Annotated in this window: 20 protein-coding genes; 11 read left to right on the top strand and 9 right to left on the bottom strand. The window is 54.1% G+C overall.

Annotation, left to right across the window (positions count from 1 at the left end; all coding sequences use genetic code 11):
• The first annotated feature begins 4 nt into the window (after positions 1 to 4).
• Genes flgC through Q0899_RS15890 form a run of 8 tightly spaced genes read left to right on the top strand, consistent with a single transcriptional unit; the run spans position 5 to position 4119 of the window.
• Complete coding sequence (gene flgC, locus Q0899_RS15925) at positions 5 to 397, top strand: flagellar basal body rod protein FlgC (RefSeq protein WP_298360496.1); 393 nt, start codon at positions 5 to 7, stop codon at positions 395 to 397.
• 8 nt (positions 398 to 405) lie between these two features.
• Positions 406 to 681, top strand: coding sequence for a flagellar hook-basal body complex protein FliE (fliE, locus tag Q0899_RS15920; RefSeq protein ID WP_298295592.1), 276 nt, complete (start codon positions 406 to 408; stop codon positions 679 to 681).
• Positions 681 to 947, top strand: a complete 267-nt coding sequence (locus tag Q0899_RS15915) for a flagellar biosynthetic protein FliQ (protein WP_298295590.1) — start codon at positions 681 to 683, stop codon at positions 945 to 947. The genes fliE and Q0899_RS15915 overlap by 1 nt, the downstream gene beginning before the upstream one ends.
• Position 948: 1 nt before the next feature.
• Positions 949 to 1668: a flagellar hook-basal body complex protein gene (locus tag Q0899_RS15910; RefSeq protein WP_298295588.1), complete on the top strand. Its 720-nt coding sequence runs from the start codon at positions 949 to 951 to the stop codon at positions 1666 to 1668.
• An 11-nt stretch (positions 1669 to 1679) separates the two neighbouring features.
• Positions 1680 to 2465 carry a flagellar basal-body rod protein FlgG gene (gene flgG, locus Q0899_RS15905; protein ID WP_298295585.1) on the top strand — a complete coding sequence of 262 codons (786 nt, stop codon included), beginning with the start codon at positions 1680 to 1682 and terminating at the stop codon, positions 2463 to 2465.
• Positions 2462 to 2887: a flagellar basal body P-ring formation chaperone FlgA gene (flgA, locus tag Q0899_RS15900; RefSeq protein WP_299194041.1), complete on the top strand. Its 426-nt coding sequence runs from the start codon at positions 2462 to 2464 to the stop codon at positions 2885 to 2887. The genes flgG and flgA overlap by 4 nt, the downstream gene beginning before the upstream one ends.
• Positions 2888 to 3625, top strand: a complete 738-nt coding sequence (flgH, locus tag Q0899_RS15895) for a flagellar basal body L-ring protein FlgH (protein ID WP_298295581.1) — start codon at positions 2888 to 2890, stop codon at positions 3623 to 3625.
• 8 nt (positions 3626 to 3633) lie between these two features.
• On the top strand, positions 3634 to 4119 hold the full coding sequence (locus Q0899_RS15890) for a flagellar basal body-associated protein FliL (protein ID WP_298295580.1): 486 nt from the start codon (positions 3634 to 3636) through the stop codon (positions 4117 to 4119).
• A 4-nt stretch (positions 4120 to 4123) separates the two neighbouring features.
• Here Q0899_RS15890 and Q0899_RS15885 read toward each other — a convergent pair whose 3' ends face one another.
• From Q0899_RS15885 to Q0899_RS15845, 9 genes are all read right to left on the bottom strand, one after another.
• On the bottom strand, positions 4124 to 4408 hold the full coding sequence (locus tag Q0899_RS15885) for a hypothetical protein (RefSeq protein WP_299194038.1): 285 nt from the start codon (positions 4406 to 4408) through the stop codon (positions 4124 to 4126).
• Positions 4409 to 4467: 59 nt separating this feature from the next.
• Positions 4468 to 5547: a flagellar biosynthesis protein FlhB gene (locus tag Q0899_RS15880; RefSeq protein WP_299194035.1), complete on the bottom strand. Its 1080-nt coding sequence runs from the start codon at positions 5545 to 5547 to the stop codon at positions 4468 to 4470.
• Entirely contained in the window at positions 5547 to 6323 is a 777-nt protein-coding gene (locus Q0899_RS15875) for a flagellar biosynthetic protein FliR (RefSeq protein WP_299194033.1), read from the bottom strand. The genes Q0899_RS15880 and Q0899_RS15875 overlap by 1 nt, the downstream gene beginning before the upstream one ends.
• Entirely contained in the window at positions 6320 to 8386 is a 2067-nt protein-coding gene (gene flhA / locus Q0899_RS15870) for a flagellar biosynthesis protein FlhA (protein ID WP_299194031.1), read from the bottom strand. The genes Q0899_RS15875 and flhA overlap by 4 nt, the downstream gene beginning before the upstream one ends.
• A gap of 310 nt (positions 8387 to 8696) precedes the next feature.
• Positions 8697 to 10805 (bottom strand): hypothetical protein, encoded by a 2109-nt coding sequence (locus Q0899_RS15865; RefSeq protein ID WP_299194029.1) that lies wholly within the window; start codon positions 10803 to 10805, stop codon positions 8697 to 8699.
• Complete coding sequence (gene motA / locus Q0899_RS15860; RefSeq protein WP_298295567.1) at positions 10802 to 11671, bottom strand: flagellar motor stator protein MotA; 870 nt, start codon at positions 11669 to 11671, stop codon at positions 10802 to 10804. The genes Q0899_RS15865 and motA overlap by 4 nt, the downstream gene beginning before the upstream one ends.
• 43 nt (positions 11672 to 11714) lie before the next feature.
• Positions 11715 to 12296, bottom strand: a complete 582-nt coding sequence (locus tag Q0899_RS15855) for a hypothetical protein (RefSeq protein ID WP_298295565.1) — start codon at positions 12294 to 12296, stop codon at positions 11715 to 11717.
• Positions 12293 to 12703 carry a hypothetical protein gene (locus tag Q0899_RS15850; protein ID WP_298295563.1) on the bottom strand — a complete coding sequence of 137 codons (411 nt, stop codon included), beginning with the start codon at positions 12701 to 12703 and terminating at the stop codon, positions 12293 to 12295. Before Q0899_RS15850 ends, Q0899_RS15855 begins: the two co-directional genes overlap by 4 nt.
• Positions 12700 to 13179: a flagellar basal body-associated FliL family protein gene (locus tag Q0899_RS15845; protein WP_299194027.1), complete on the bottom strand. Its 480-nt coding sequence runs from the start codon at positions 13177 to 13179 to the stop codon at positions 12700 to 12702. The genes Q0899_RS15850 and Q0899_RS15845 overlap by 4 nt, the downstream gene beginning before the upstream one ends.
• Before the next feature lie 125 nt (positions 13180 to 13304).
• Between Q0899_RS15845 and fliF the strand changes: the two genes are divergently transcribed.
• Genes fliF through Q0899_RS15830 form a run of 3 tightly spaced genes read left to right on the top strand, consistent with a single transcriptional unit; the run spans position 13305 to position 15773 of the window.
• Entirely contained in the window at positions 13305 to 14906 is a 1602-nt protein-coding gene (gene fliF / locus Q0899_RS15840; RefSeq protein ID WP_298295559.1) for a flagellar basal-body MS-ring/collar protein FliF, read from the top strand.
• A complete protein-coding gene (locus tag Q0899_RS15835; RefSeq protein WP_298360520.1) occupies positions 14903 to 15499 on the top strand; it encodes a hypothetical protein in 597 nt (198 codons plus the stop codon). The genes fliF and Q0899_RS15835 overlap by 4 nt, the downstream gene beginning before the upstream one ends.
• Complete coding sequence (locus tag Q0899_RS15830; protein ID WP_298295555.1) at positions 15492 to 15773, top strand: FliM/FliN family flagellar motor C-terminal domain-containing protein; 282 nt, start codon at positions 15492 to 15494, stop codon at positions 15771 to 15773. Before Q0899_RS15835 ends, Q0899_RS15830 begins: the two co-directional genes overlap by 8 nt.
• Positions 15774 to 15784: the final 11 nt, after the last annotated feature.

Raw genomic sequence — 15784 nt, 5'->3', positions numbered from 1 at the left:
AGATATGACCGACTTGAGTAAATCCATGATGTTGGCCGCCAGCGGGATGCAGGCCCAAGCGGCGAGACTCCGCGTTGTATCTGAAAACATGGCCAATCTGGACACCCCAGGATTTCGGCGCAAAACAGCAGCGTTTGAGCAGGTGTTCAACGGTGGTCGGACGGATGGCACGGTCCGTCAGGGCAGGATCCGCCTGGATCAGACCGTGCTCCCAAAATTGTATGATCCTTCGCACCCCATGGCTGATGCCGGTGGTTACTATGAAGGATCAAACGTCAACATCATCATTGAAATGGCAGACGCCCGCGAAGCGCAACGCAGCTATGAGGCGAACCTCAAGATGTTCGAACAATCGCGGAAGATGTCTTCCGCCGTAATGGATTTGCTCCGTAGATAGGAAGAAAAATGGAATTAACCACACAACTCGCCGCAAACAATTACAGCGCAGCAAAGCCCGTCACTCAGCCCGATGCCGGATCGTCTCTTGGCACCGCTGCTCGTGAATTCGTGCAGGTATTGGAATCAGGTGAGGCAACGGCCAAACAGGCATTGTCCGGCAGTGCTGACCCGCATGCGCTGGTCGAGGCACTTGCACAATCTGAATTGGCAATTCAGACGGCCGTGTCTGTCCGGGATAAGGTTGTCGAGGCCTATCAGGAAATATTGCGGATGCCAGTCTGATGCTGGAAGCGCAGTTCTTTGACGTATTGAGAGAGGCGCTTTGGGCAGCGGTTGTGATGTCCACTCCCATTCTTGCCGTCGCATTGGTGGTGGGGCTTGCGATTGGCTTGTTTCAAGCGCTCACCTCCATTCAAGAGATGACCTTAACATTCGTACCCAAAGTAGGTGCGATGTTGGCCGTATTTTGGGCCTCGATGAGCTTCATGACCAGCACGCTGACCTTCTTTTGGACGGACCACATTATTCCTTTGGTTGCGGGGAGCTAAGATGACCAATTCGATTTACGCATCACTGGCCCGCCAATCAGGGCTGATGAAGGAAATGCAATCGGTTGCGCATAACATTGCCAATTCGGCGACAACAGGATTTCGCGCCAACAGTGTCGTATTTTCAGAATTCGTCAATGCAACTGGCGGAGACCAACCTTCCTTGTCCATGGCAACGGCTGGAGCCCACTTGATCAGCCAAAGTCAAGGAAGCCTCACACAGACCGGTGGTCACTTTGATTTTGCCATCGAGGGGGAAGGCTTCTTTCAGATAGAGACACCAAACGGGATCCGTATTTCCAGGGCGGGCGCGTTTTTTCCAACGCCCGAAGGTGATCTTGTCACAGCGGACGGTCACCGCGTTCTAGACGCCGGCGGTGCACCCGTGTTCGTCCCCTCAGATGCCGGCGAGATCGCTTTGGCGTCGGACGGCACACTGAGTGTCAGTGGAAACCCGTTGGCACAATTGGGCATTGTCCGACCCGCAGACGACGCGACTTTGATCCGGGAAGATGGTGTTCGCTTTAATGTCGATGGAGAAGTTGAAATCGTCGAGAACCCGACAGTTCTTCAAGGATTTCTGGAAAGCTCCAATGTCGATCCGGTTGGAGAAATTGCACGCATGATTCAGGTTCAACGTGCCTATGAAATGGGCCAGAGCTTCCTAGAGAAGGAAGAAGACCGACTTCGCTCCATCATGTCGTTGATCAGCAACAGATAGGAATACGAGAAATGAATGCGCTAAAAATTGCAGCCACAGGCATGTCTGCCCAACAGACTCGCGTTGACGTAATCTCCAACAACTTGGCCAACATGTCGACGACCGGATATAATACGAGACGCGCCGAGTTTGCCGATCTCCATTATCAACAGCTGACACGCGCGGGAACGATCAATGCCGTTGATGGAACGCTGATCCCCGCAGGCGTTCAACTTGGACTTGGTGCGCGTCCAACGGCAGTCAGTGTGAACGTATCACAGGGCGCACTGTCGGCGACGGGTGGCGATTTGGATGTTGCAATCGAAGGTCGCGGCTATATCGAAGTAACGCTGCCGTCCGGCAGTTCGGCCTACACCCGCGACGGCGCTCTGAAGCGCACTGGCGATGGGTTGATCGTGACATCCGATGGGTTCCCTGTCGTACCCAACACAACGATACCCGAAGATGCCCGTTCCATTTCGATCAATGCGGATGGCGAAATTTACGCCTACTTTGCCGATCAGGTTGAACCAGAATTACTAGGGCAGCTCAGTCTCGCCGGCTTCACGAACGAGAAAGGTTTGGAAGCCCTTGGGGGCAACCTGTTCGCCGAAACAAACGCGTCTGGCCCACCGGCTATCGGCAATGCGGGGACCGAAGGGTTGGGCATCTTTCGGCATGGGTTCTTGGAGGATTCATCTGTCGACCCAGTTCGCGAAATAACTGAGCTGATCGAAGCACAACGGGGATACGAACTGAACGCCAAAGTTATCACCGCCGCCGACCAAATGCTGAGCGCGACGACCCAAATAAGATGATAGGTCGATGCGCCATATTCGTAAGTTCACTGCTCATCGCGTTGCCCGCAATGTCTGAGACTGTGATTGCAAACCGCACCATCAGGGCGAAAGAAATCATCATGCCCTCTGACGTAAACATGTCCCCCGATGACATTCCCGGCATGGCGAGTGGATTGCCGGATGTGCAGGGTTTGGAGGCCAGGCGCATTCTGTATGCTGGCCGACCAATTGCCCTGAGCGATGTTGGCCCTCCAGCGTTGGTGAATCGCAATCAGATCGTCGCTTTGGCCTATAACATCAACGGCCTAACCATCCAGACGGAGGGGAGATCACTTGGTCGGGGTGGATTGGGCGACAGGATTCGCGTGATCAATCTGGACTCGCGGACGACGGTTTCTGGAAAGATCGACGCCACCGGCGTTGTTCAGGTTGGAGAGTAAATGACCTTCGCAAAATCAATAATAGTCGGATCAGCTTTGATCATTTGTTTGTCGGGATGCGGCCGCCTGAAAGAGGTTGGCAAAGCCCCGGAATTCAACTCGCCGCAACAAGGCAACGAACATTTCGCGATGATACGGACACCGTTGCCCGAAACCCTTCCCGAACAGACGCCCACCCAGCAAGCATCATTGTGGAAATCGGGTCGAGACTCGCTTTTGGGAAATCAGCGTGCCGGTCGTGTGGGCGACATTTTGACAGTTGTGATCGAGATCAACGACAAGGCTGAAATATCCAACAGCACATCCAGAACACGAAGCGGGTCTGAATCGCTGAGTATTCCGGATTTGGTCGGCATTCCCCAACGAGTAAACGAAATCCTCCCGGAGGGGGCATCGCTGGACAACGCCGTAAACACCAATTCCTCCAGCTCCTCGAACGGGGATGGGTCGGTTCGTCGAAACGAGAAACTGACACTTCGAATTGCCGCGACCATAGTCGACATTCTGCCAAACGGCGTTTTGGCAGTTCAGGGCTCTCAAGAAGTCCGCGTCAATTTCGAATTACGGGAGCTGCTGGTGAACGGATACGTTAGGCCTGCCGACATTACGCGACAAAATGAAATCACCTACGACAAAATTGCCGCGGCGCGTATCTCCTACGGTGGACGCGGACAAATTACAGATGTTCAGCAGCCGCGCTACGGCCAACAGGTCGCAGATATCATTCTCCCGTTTTGAGGATCTAGATGGGCAAGCTTCTTCCTATACTTCTAATTGTCGTCGGAACCCTCGCGGGTGGGGGCGCAGGCTTTGTAATGCGCGCGCCGCCGGATGAGAAAGCCGACGCCAAAGTTGAGAAAGAGACGTCCCACTCGGACGAAACGCATTCTGACGAGGAGGCGGGATCAACGCCGTCCTTTGTTAAGTTGAACAATCAATTTGTTGTCCCAGTGGTTCATGCGGACAACGTCTCAGCGCTTGTTGTGCTGTCACTAACGCTTGAATCCAAAACCGACGCCACCGAGCGGCTATATAGTCTCGAACCCAAAATCCGGGATGTGGCACTTCGGGTGTTGTTCGATCACGCCTACGCAGGTGGATTTGACGGCCAATTCACAGCTCCGTCAAAACTCAACACTTTGCGCAAAGCATTGCTGGATGCCATTGATCCAATCGCCGATGGCGTTCTGAGCGATGTCCTAATTACCGACATTATTCGACAGGACAACTAGGCCGTCAGCTGAGGAGCTTTTTGATTGCTTCCCGCTTCCCGACTGAGCGCGCCAGACGACCACGGGCTTCCTCCCGTTGGGCCATTGCGGCCACCAATTTCATGTTGAGTTGACGAATGCGCTGCTCCAGCCACTTTCGGTGCTTGTCCGCAACCATTCCAGAAATATGATCAGTATTGACGAACTCAGGCGCTGGTCGCGCAACAGCCTGACGCAGCTCGTAGATCTGTTGTTCAATGCTCCTGATCGTTCCCAATAGGTCCTTCAGCTGCGCTTCGTCACGAGACACAGTATGGCGGACCACGCCGTCCAACCGTTGAAGATTTATCTTTGATCTGCGACTAACGCTCACTTAGGGCCAGCCTTTGCGCGCATGGCCTCGGCAAATCGGATCGCGACTGCAACGGCGCGATAATGTTCAGGCAATATCTGTTGATCAACTTCAACTGTCGCAAACACCGCACGCGCGGTCGGTGGGTCTTCATGGATGGGGATGTTTGACGCGTCGGCAATTTCCCGGATCCGTGCAGCAATTTCGTCAACGCCTTTCGCGACGCAAACCGGCGCTCCAACGGAGTTGCGATTCCATTTGAGTGCGACCGCATAATGTGTGGGGTTGACCAGGATAACATCCGCATTTGGCACCTCAGCAAGCATCTTGTTCATGGCGATTTCGTAGCCACGCTGCCTGCGCGTTTGTTTGTGGTGTGGATCGCCTTCGTTCGTTTTTGTTTCGTCTTCCAGCTCTTTGCGCGACATCCGGTTTTTGCGCAGGTGGCTGGCGACCTGCCAAAGATAATCTACTCCGCCAATCAACAGCATCATGACAAATATCAGCAGCAAGAATTCGACGATCAAATCTGACATTGTCTGGAATATTTGACCGGAACTGTACTTCGTCGAATCCAGCAAAAGCCCAAAGTGTCTGATCCCAAACCAGACCAACAATGATGAGACCAAAACCAGCTTTGTTGTCGACTTGGCGAACTCAAAGAGACCATTCGCTCCAAACTTGTTCTTGGCGCCGGATATGACCGATACGCGCGATAACTTGGGCGCAATTTTTTCCGGTGCAAACACCCAGGCGCGTTGTGCCGTCAATGAAATTAGAACCATCACGACCGGCGCTCCAAACAGCCCCGCCATGGCAAATCCGACATCCACAATGAGCGCAGAGAAAAAACTCGACCCAATAGCATCTGAAAATGGCTCCGACATTTGATCGGGCATGCGCAAGAATGCTGCACCTGTCCCGGCCAGTCGCTCCAATGCAAGAGGACCTATGATCAGAAGAGAGATGATGAGGCCGAGATATGATGCAGATGCAGTAAGATCGTTAGACTTTGGAAATTCACCCTTTTTTCGGGCCTGCTCCAGTTTCTGCGGCGTTGCCTCATGCGACTTTTCGGCGGCATCTTCTTCGGACATTAGAGGCTGCCGCTCTGCAGATCTGTCATGTCCAAAAAGACTGAGACCCAGACCCCAAGGATGAACGGGGCCGTAACAAGCAACAGAACCAGCCCACCCAAACTGATCGCCGGGGCCCCTACGAAAGCAACCATCAATTGCGGCATGGCCCGGTTGATTGCCCCAAGCGCCAAGTTGTAAATCAGAGAGGCCAGAACGAACGGTCCTGCCAAGGTCAATCCATGTTCGAAAGCGTGGGCGACACGGCTAATTCCCCAGGTCGCCATATCCGATGGTCCAATTCTGCCACCAGGTTGGAAAAGCTGAAACGAGAGAATGAGCGCCTCGCACACTCGGATATGCAGCCCCGCCATGACCGCCAGGCAAAGCCCTGCCACCACCAACAACGTACTGATCGCGGGTTGAGGCTCGGTTCCAATACCCCCACCAAACATTTGAGACAAAGAGGTCGCATTTGCAGCAACAGCCCCGGCAACCTGCAAAGCGATGACCATAAGCCGGAACATGATCCCGATCGCAAATCCTGCAACAACCTCTGTGAACATCAGCGACCACCAGCTGTTGGCTTGCAACGCCTGCTCGAAATCACCCCAGACGACAGGTGCAACGATTATGGTGAACGCGAGTGCGGCGGAAAGCTTGACCCGCATCGGCGTTACCTGCTCACCAAAGGCAGGCAAAAGCGCCATTGCAGCACCGATGCGCAGGAACACAAGCGAGAACACCCAGAGCCCAGATTGGGAAAACGCCTGGAGTTGTTCCGCAAGCTCGCTCATGCCGCGACAAGACCAACAACGGATGGCTTCGCGTCTCTGGCAATTTCTTCAAACGACAACACGGAAGCGGATATCCCTTTGGCCCGGAGCACTGCGTGCACAAACCGCCTTCTGTGCAATGACGTGACTAGCGCAGGGAAAACTCCTGTTTCATTGGCAGCATTCAACTTCGCGGAGACCTGTCCAGCCAATTTGTTGAACTCATCCGGCGGCAATGCGACGTCCGAGCCAGCGTCAGATTCAAGTTGGTATTTCTGAAAGAGATCTTCCCACTCCGGAGCGAGTTGCAAAAGCGGTAAGCTACCGTCTTCCCTCCTTAGCTGGGCCACGATCTGAAAACCCAATCGCTGCCGTACATACTCGCATATCGCCTCCGCGTTTTTGTAGACCGGTCGCGCTTCTGCGATCGCTTCCAGAATCAAGGCCAGATTGCGAATGGAAACCTGCTCGTCCAGCAGCAGCCGAAGCACCTGGAGCAGCAGGTCGTGAGACACTTTTTCGGGGATCAAATCGCTTATCAATCTCCGATTTGCCTCGTTCCGATTCTCATCGCTGAGATTCGTGAACTCGTCCAGAATTCGACGCAATGCTCTCATGGTCAAAAGGCGGGACAAATTACGTTTGATGATCTCCAATAAGTGCGTTGCCAAAATTTCCGGCGCGGACACGACCGTGCAACCATTCAGGGCCGCCTCTTCTTGCTTCTCATTGTCGACCCAAATTGCCGGCGCGCCATAAACCGGTTCTTGGACTTGCTCGCCAGCCAATTTGTAGGATTGGTCGGAGGGCAAAAGCGCTAACGACAGTGTTGGGCGTAAAACATCGCGCGCGTGTTCGACACCTTGGATGTTAAGGCAGTACTCACCTGACCTGAGCCCCAAATTATCAGTGAGCCGGACTTCGGGCAAAATGACCCCAAAATCGCTGGCGATATGCTGGCGCATGCTGGCGATTCTAGCATCCAGGCCGGTCGTAGGATCTAAGGCCATCCCAACCAAATCCGGCGAAAACTCCACATGAATGTCGTCTAAATCCAAGACATCTCCCATGGACCTCTCGGACGGTTGTGGTTCCATCGGTTTCGAAGCGTCTTCCGCGGTTTCAGGAGATCGGTCTTGCCGACTGTACCACGCGGCAAACAACAATGCCGCTGCCCCCAAGACAAACGGCACAAAGGGAAGCCCGGGAACGAGCGCGAAAAAAACCATCAAAACGCCAACGGTTGCCAGGGCGGCAGGGTACTTCCCCAACTGCGCCGTCAATGCCAAGTCCGTGGCACCCTTTACGCCACCACGGGCCAACAATAGCGCCGTCGCAATGGAAATTATTACTGCCGGAATTTGGGTAACCAGGCCGTCACCCACAGTCAAAATCGCGTAGGTTTCAAACGCCTTGGAAATCGGCATCTCGTGGATACTGACCCCGATAATCAGCCCGACAACAAGATTTAGCAGAGTGATGAGAAGCCCGGCGATTGCGTCACCCTTTACGAACTTCGAAGCCCCGTCCAAGGATCCAAAGAAGGTCGTTTCTTGCTGCTCACGCTCCCGACGTAATTTTGCTTCGTTATGATCAATGGCACCCGCCGACATGTCGCTATCGATCGCCAATTGCTTGCCGGGCATCCCGTCAAGTGCGAAGCGGGCACCCACTTCCGCCATCCGGGCTGCGCCTTTGGTAATGACGATGAAGTTGACGATCAGCAGTACACAAAAAACCACCAAGCCAAGAACGACGCTGCCACCCATTATGAACATGGCAAACCCTTGAATGACCTCTCCAGCAGCACCAGTGCCACTGTGGCCGTTTCCAATGATCAGCTTTGTTGAGGACACATTGAGTGAAAGTCGTAGCATCAATGATGCCAACAGCACGGTGGGAAACGCCGAAAAATCGAGAGGCCTATCGAGAAACAGCGTCACCGTAAAAATGAGGATGGCTAGCCCAAAGCTCGCCGCAAGACCCAGATCCAATATCCAAGCGGGCATCGGCAGGACCATCATTACGATGATGGACATAAGCGCGAATGCTAGGAGAACTGTTGGCTGAAATACCGAACGCATTGATCTACTTTGAACCGCTTACGAGCTCTTGCTGTCGGGGGTTCGCAACCATCGCCTGCCGCTCAACGACGGTAGATGAATTGGCGGGCCTGGCTTGCCTGCTTTCGACCAACGGCGCAGATGAAGATGTAGCAGTTCGCAGCAATGCGGACGCGGCCTCCAATGTCATCAGTAACAGAGATGACAGGATCAAGACGGCCATCACTGCCGGTTTGGCCGGTCGTTTGACATTTTTCATGCCATGCCTCGCAATTCTTGCAGTTAGCATGAAATTAGAATCAAAGAGTTTAGGAAATATGATCAAGCGCCCTCAAAGCGCACCTTCAGCCAATAAACGTCGGATAGCCTCGCGGCTTTGCTCGCTTGCCTTCTGGAAGTCCAACGCCGTTGCCAAAGGACGATCTTCCAGCGACACATCAGACGTTTCGCCGATCATTTCCGCAACCTGTTTCTTCGGGCCATCAAGCGTCACCGACTGCCACTCGGACGCAGCCCAGGCAATGTCTGATCTTTGCTCTTCAGGATGCTCTTCAGACAGAACGTTCCACGCGGATGTATCATCCCCCTGACGCAGCAGTTGGTCCGCCCGTATTAGGTTTGCTTGTGCCGAAGCAATGTTTGCAAGGATGGTGTCAGCATCGTCGAAATTCCCCAGCGCAATAGCAATGTCAGCCTCCAATATCGTTGACTTAGGTGTACTGCGGACCCCACCAAGGAGTTTGCTGGCAGCCTCCGGCAATCCGAATTCAAGAAGCCCCCTAGCCAGCCGTTCCATATTCTCGGAATCAACGTTTCCAGCAGAGTTTTCGCGGAGCAGATGGTGAGCAACCTGCATCAAATCCTCTGCCCTTCCGGTGTTCAAAACACGTTCCACAAGGTCATCCAACAATTCGTCTGTGGCGTTTTCTTCGCCTGTTTCCACACGCCGCAAAAGATCCAACGCGTCCTTGGTCAAACCCTTTTGGGCCAAGGCCAGCACACGCGCGCGCGCGAGAGATACAGCAACAGGCGTACCTTCCAGTTCTTGTTCAAATGCCGCGGACAATTCTAGGACGTGCGCTTCCACATCTACCCGGTCATCCAGTTGCGCTAGCATATAGAGATGCAGCGCTTCGGGGGCGTCAGCACCGTCTTCCTTTACCACGGCCCACAATGCGTCTTGCGATACCGTCTCCGTTTCACTCTCTCTTGCGATCGTAAGGGTCAACGCGCTCGTTGCTCCGCCCTCATGTCGGGAAAGGATACTTTGTATCACTCCAGCCGCGTCGTCCTGACCACTCCTGGCTAACAACGAGATCAGACGAGGGCCCAAAAGAACCTGCAAATGATGGGGCCATTTCGAAAATTGTGAGACCGTATCCTTTGTGAGCTTTTCCGACGCCACTGACCCTTCAGCAAGATCGAGTAGTGTCCACGGGGCAAGCAAGGGGTCGCAACCTTTCATGTTGCTGAGCATCGACCCGGCACTGGCTTTGCTTGGCTCAAGAAGTCGAGAAATATTATGGACCGCTTCCCAAGATGGGCCATCTAGACCGAAAACCCCCCGGACCAATTGCGCCTCCGCGCCGAGACCAAAATACAAGTATAGTTGGGCCAATCTCAAAATTTGGGGCCCATTTGGGGTGTCGAATTCTCCAAACGTGTTTTGTCGTAACTGAGAAAGTTGGTTGCTGAAATCTTCACCCTGCCCCCAAGACAGTATGTCAAAATTTCGAGGATCCGGGCAGTCTGCTGGTGGCGGCGGTTGGACACCTAAACCTGCGCGTAACTGAGCTTCCTCAATTGCAGTCGTGACTTGAAACTGACCAGCTGCGTCCATGGCGCCAATTGCTATTTGCTCAGCGCTTTGGTCCGGGATTGGTTGCGCATCATCAAGCTGCAACAGGTTCAGTGCGGTAGATCCGCTTACACTTTCCAACAATGATTGGCGGAACGCATCCAATTCGCCCAAATTTGAAGCGTCAGGAATGTCTTGAGGGAGGGGCAGGTCGGATGTCGAGGCGCGCGCTGGTAAGTCCGTTGGCAGCCGGATTATTTCCCGTTGCGCCAGTTTCTCAGTCTCAGCCGGAACATCGATGACATCAATGATAACCGCATTAGGGCCAAATGCCGTTGCGGTCGCCGTACAATCGCAACCCAATACCAACCGCAACGAAGAGTCATCTGAGTTAACTTCAACAACCCGATCTCTTCGAAGACGTTCAAAGACCGCGGTTGCATCAAAGCCGGCAGTCCAATTCGGCACTGTTAGGATGTAGCTGTCTTCCGATCGTTCAAACGCCCAAGTGATGTTTTCAGATAGATAGACAACGAGGCGGCTAAAGCCATCATGCTCTCCGGACCTTACTGAGCCCAGCGGCTGCGCCGACACTGCGCTTCCGAGAGCCAGAAAGAAAACCACCGCCGCAAAAAGTCTCATGCTGCGACCTGCTTGGCTTCCTTCAGTGCTTGTTCCAGGTCGGAGAAACTTGGACGCAGATGACCCGGCGTGTTCTGCCGGCCGACTTCAATGCAGATATTCACAGCGTGGTTATGAAGGTTGGCGACAAGCACCTCGCGGATCAAAAGGTGAAACTGTCCATCTTGCTCCGTGATCGTCTTTACCTTTGCTGCGAACGGACCGAAGAAACCGTACGCCAGAAAGACACCCAAAAATGTCCCGACCAGTGCGCCGCCGATGAGCTTGCCCAGGATTTCCGGCGGCTGGTCAATGGAACCCATGGTCTTAATCACACCAAGCACGGCGGCGACGATACCAAGGGCTGGCAATCCATCCGCAACCGTCTGAAGAGCATGGCTGGAGTGCAGCGCGTGGTGCAGGTTGGCTTCCAGCCGCTTTTCCAAAACCTCTTCGACTTGATGCGGGTCGTCATAGTTCATTCCAGCAGACCGCATCGTGTCGCAAATCAATTCGACGGCCTCACGGTCCTTTTGAATTTTCGGATATCGCCCAAACACCGCCGAGTCTTCCGGCGTTTCAATATGAGGTTCCAGCTCGACCGGGTTTTTGCGCGCTATTCTGATCAGTTCAAACAAAAGGCACAGCAGGTCCTGATAATCAGATCTCACCCATTTGGGCCCTTTGAAGACCTTCGCAATGTCTTTTGCGGTATGTTTGATTCCGGCCATGTCGTTGCTGATGACAAATGCGCCCAAGGCGGCACCGCCGATCATTGTCATTTCGAATGGCAGGGATTTCATGATGATCCCCATCTTACCGCCAGCGGCAAGGTAGCCGCCAAAAACCATGGCGAAGACAATGATAATGCCAACAATACCTATCATGTTTGCGATACCTCGTTGCTACAAATGGGCGGTGCTTTGTGTGTCATTCAGTGGGTGCGTTTGCATTGCGGCCAGCCAAAACAACGCTGATCGCATAGCCGGTGTCAGATGACAGGCTCGACATTATGTCGGCGGCCGACTGGGGCGCCATGCGCCCGAGAAAGCCTGCGGCAAAGTCGGGGGCCATTTGCTCAAACAGAGCGGCCGCCACCTTTGGCTTCATGGACTCATAGACGGATGTCAGACGATCCAGGTCGCTTTCAGCTGCTCCATCGACCTGAGCGATTGTTTCGGCCAGTTTTCGCTCCGCCTCGGCCAGTCTCTTTAGGTTGTTTTCCACCAGCACATTTGCTGCCTTGATGGCGTGTGAACGGTCAAGCAATGCCTGTTCGCGTTCATCCAGCGCAGCGGTTCTTGTCGAAATGACCTCCAACATGGCTCCTATGTCGGGATCAACTTCACACTGCTGCGTCGCCATGTTTTGGTCCATCGCCGCTTGATCAGGGGACTCACTGGCGACGGCAATGCTCATTCCGCCGATCCGCAGCGTTCCAGAGAGGGCAAGAACGCCGACAATGCAGAGCAGGGTACCCGAAGGCTTGCCTTTGCCACCGGCGCGGATCATGACGACGCTCTCGCAGCATGCCGAACAAAGAGCGACGTTGATCCGTCCTGCAATCCGCCGGTGTCACGCTCGGATACCTTTGGCGGAGCAGGATCCTCATTCGTTGCAGATACGACCGAATGCTCATTTTTGAGGAAATCATCCAAGCGCGAAGCGATCTTCTCCGCCCGGGTTGTGAGATCGCTCAATTCTTGATGAGAGCCGCTGGCCGACGCCTGTGCGACCTCCAATGCAGTCGTCATATCGTCAACCTGCCGGGACAGCAGCGCTATTGCGCTTCCGAGGTCCTGATCCAAGCCCGTCAATCGGTTCAGTTTGCGTGATAGAACAACGCAGTAAAATGCAGCAGCAAGGGCACCCGCGCCCAGCAATATGTCAGATAGATATTCCAGACCCGCGGCAATCATGTCAGAACAAACTCCGTTATCAGCAAATCGCGCACATGACCGCCCCCTGTGACCAACTGGACCCGGCGAAGCATCTGCGCGCGCAATTTTATCAGGGCAGCCGGGTCCTTGAGTTCGCCGATGTCGACTGCCCGCAGATATCCGTTCAGGACATCCAAAATTCTTGGCATCAGGTTTTCGACGGCCTCATATTTTGTGGGTTCAACTTCTAGCTCTGCATGAAATCGAAGTTGATTGGCCGACCCAGTGCCCAAAGACACCAGGATCGGTGTCAGGGGAAGAAAGGTCGCCATTTCGGTTTCCTCAATGATGGGCTTTTCTTCAGCCACCTCTTGAGCTGGTGCCAATACCATGCCCGAGTTGACTGCATAGTAAGCGCCACCACCCAATAGCGCGGCACCAACCACGCCTACAAGCAAACCCTTTTTGCTTTTGGCCGGCTTGGTCTGGTCTTCGTCAATATCGGTATCGGACATACGAATCTCTTTCGAAGTTCACTTTTTGTCCTATAGCCCCCAACTGGCTAACCGATTGTTAAGGCTGCGTGATCTATCTCAGTGGGGCGAGACCAGAATGGCTCGTCTAAATCAGAGGCAAACCAGTGCAGCAATTTACAAATGTCTGGAGCAAACTCGACATGCGTCGGCGAATGATCGTCATCGGCGCGACCGCGATAGTTTTTGTCGGCGTGCTGCTTCTCGCCCGTATGGCGGCGCAACCCAATTACGCTTTGCTCTATAGCGGCCTTAGCCCAAAAGCATCCGGCGAGGTGTTGGCCTCCCTTGATGGCCAAGGCGTCGCTTACGACGTTAGAAATTCAGCCATTTATGTTGATGCAGTTCATCGCGACGCGCTGCGCCTTACTCTCGCCGCTGAGGGTCTGCCTTCCGGCGACGTAAATGGGTATGAGTTGCTCGATTCTCTTTCGGGATTCGGGACAACATCCCAAATGTTTGATGCAGCTTACCTCCGTGCGAAGGAGGGAGAACTTGCTCGAACGATTTTGGCAAACCCACAGATATCCGCAGCACGGGTTCACATTGCACAAAGCACCAAGACGCCGTTCCGCAAGGGATCAACGCCCACTGCTTCCGTGTCTATTCGTGGAAGCGCGGGGGGGATCACCCCAGCCTCAGCCGAGGCTATCCGCTATCTCGTCGCATCCGCGGTATCAGGGCTGCAACCAGAAAGCGTTTCAATTATCAACGCCGATCTGGGAACCGTCATGTCTTTGGAAGATTCATCCAACCCGCTTCGTGTCGGAATGGACCGTGCAGAACTACTCAAACGCAACGTAGAGCGCCTGATCGAGGCGCGAACAGGCGTCGGCAACGCCATTGTTGAAGTCAATGTGGAGACGTTGACAGATGATGAGTTGATAACCGAACGGCGATTTGATCCCGAAGGGAGGGTCGTTGTCAGCACCCAAACGCAGGAAACAAGCAAGAATAGCCAAAACTCTCAGGGCGGAGACGTCACCGTCGCGTCAAATCTTCCCGACGGAGATGCCGCTGCAGGAAGTGACCAGTCGAACAGTCAGAACACTGAAACACAGGAAACCGTTAACTACGAGCTGTCCGAGACCACGCGTGAGCTCAGAAAACTTCCCGGATCGATCAAACGGATCAGCGTCGCTGTCCTTGTAGATGGGACAGAACAACCTGCTGCCGACGGGTCAATCGTCTGGGAACCGCGCCCTGCCGAAGAAATTGCCATGCTAGAAGAACTGGTGAAGTCCGCGGTCGGATATGACGAGGCCCGCGGCGACAGCGTCACCATCAGATCCCTTGAACTGCCTGCGGTTGTGGCCCCGGAACAACCCGACGCAGGATGGGCTACGTCCCAGCCCTTTGACGTCATGAAGCTTTCGCAACTGGCTGCCACAAGCTTAGTGGTCCTTGTGCTGGGGCTCTTCGTCATCCGCCCAATAGTGGTTTCCGCGCTCGCCAATAGCCAACAATCTATTGCCTTGCCGCAGGAAACAAATGCCGAGATCGGGCAAGCGTTGAGCGGTGAAATTCAAGATCCACCCTCGAATATGTCCGCGTCCCGACCACAGTCAAACACCTCGCTGCCCTCGCTACCAGTAACCGATCTCGGCGTTGACCCGGTTGAGCGGTTGAAGGCTCTCATTGATGAGCGCCAGGATGAAACTGTGGAAATTCTTCGAAGTTGGATTGAAGCGCCCGAGGAGCCAGCATGATGGGGGAAATGTTGGTCCTAGAAGACTTTGGCGTACCGGGGATAGGCCACGCGCCTGTGTCGCAGGCGGTCGATCTGAAGGCCGTTGAAAAGGGCGCTTTTGATGCTGGTTATAAAGATGGCTGGAATGACGCGTTCGAGGAGGCCCGGACCGAGGAAGGCAAAGCGCAAAAGGACATAGCTATCGCGTTGCAAGAACTCGGCTTCACCTATTTTGAGGCCAGACAACATATCCTTGGGTCGTTTCGTCCTCTACTCGACGCGATGCTGCACTCGGTTTTGCCAAAAGCTTCGCAAGCGTCCCTTACCGCTATGGTTCAGCAGGAAATGACTGCCCTGGCCGAAATGGTGGAGCCGCCTATTCAAATCCTTTGTTCACCCATCAATGTCGAGCAGCTCACTGATCTCGTCAGCGCTAACGGTTCGCCACCGGTCAACATCGTGGCCGAAGAAACCCTGGCCCCATCGCAAATTCAACTGCGCTATGCAGACGGGTTTTCAACGCTTGATACTGAGGCAACGGTCAAACGCATTCAGGATGCGGTTGGAAAATTCTTTGCGGCTGACACAGGTGAGGAGATGAAACATGCCTGAAGAGCAAGCCCCGGGTGGCGCAATTACAAACATTTTAGACAACGTTCAGGTTGAGGTAGCCGTAACTGTGGGATGCGCACATCCAACAATGGGGGAACTTGCCCGCCTAAGCGTCGACGAGGTGCTCACGCTGGACACCAATTTGGATGATCCGATAGCTCTTTATGTCGGAAAGAGGCTCATCGCGGAAGGCGTTCTGGAAGAAATCTCGAACGGCGGCGAAACCGGCATAGGGGTTCGGATTACGCGGGTCCCTTCGCAAAAGGACATTTAGAACGTGTCCCC

The organism is uncultured Litoreibacter sp., from assembly GCF_947501785.1.
GTDB lineage: Bacteria > Pseudomonadota > Alphaproteobacteria > Rhodobacterales > Rhodobacteraceae > Litoreibacter.
Note: the sequence above shows the minus strand (reverse complement) of the source record. Positions and strands in the feature narration are given on the sequence as shown.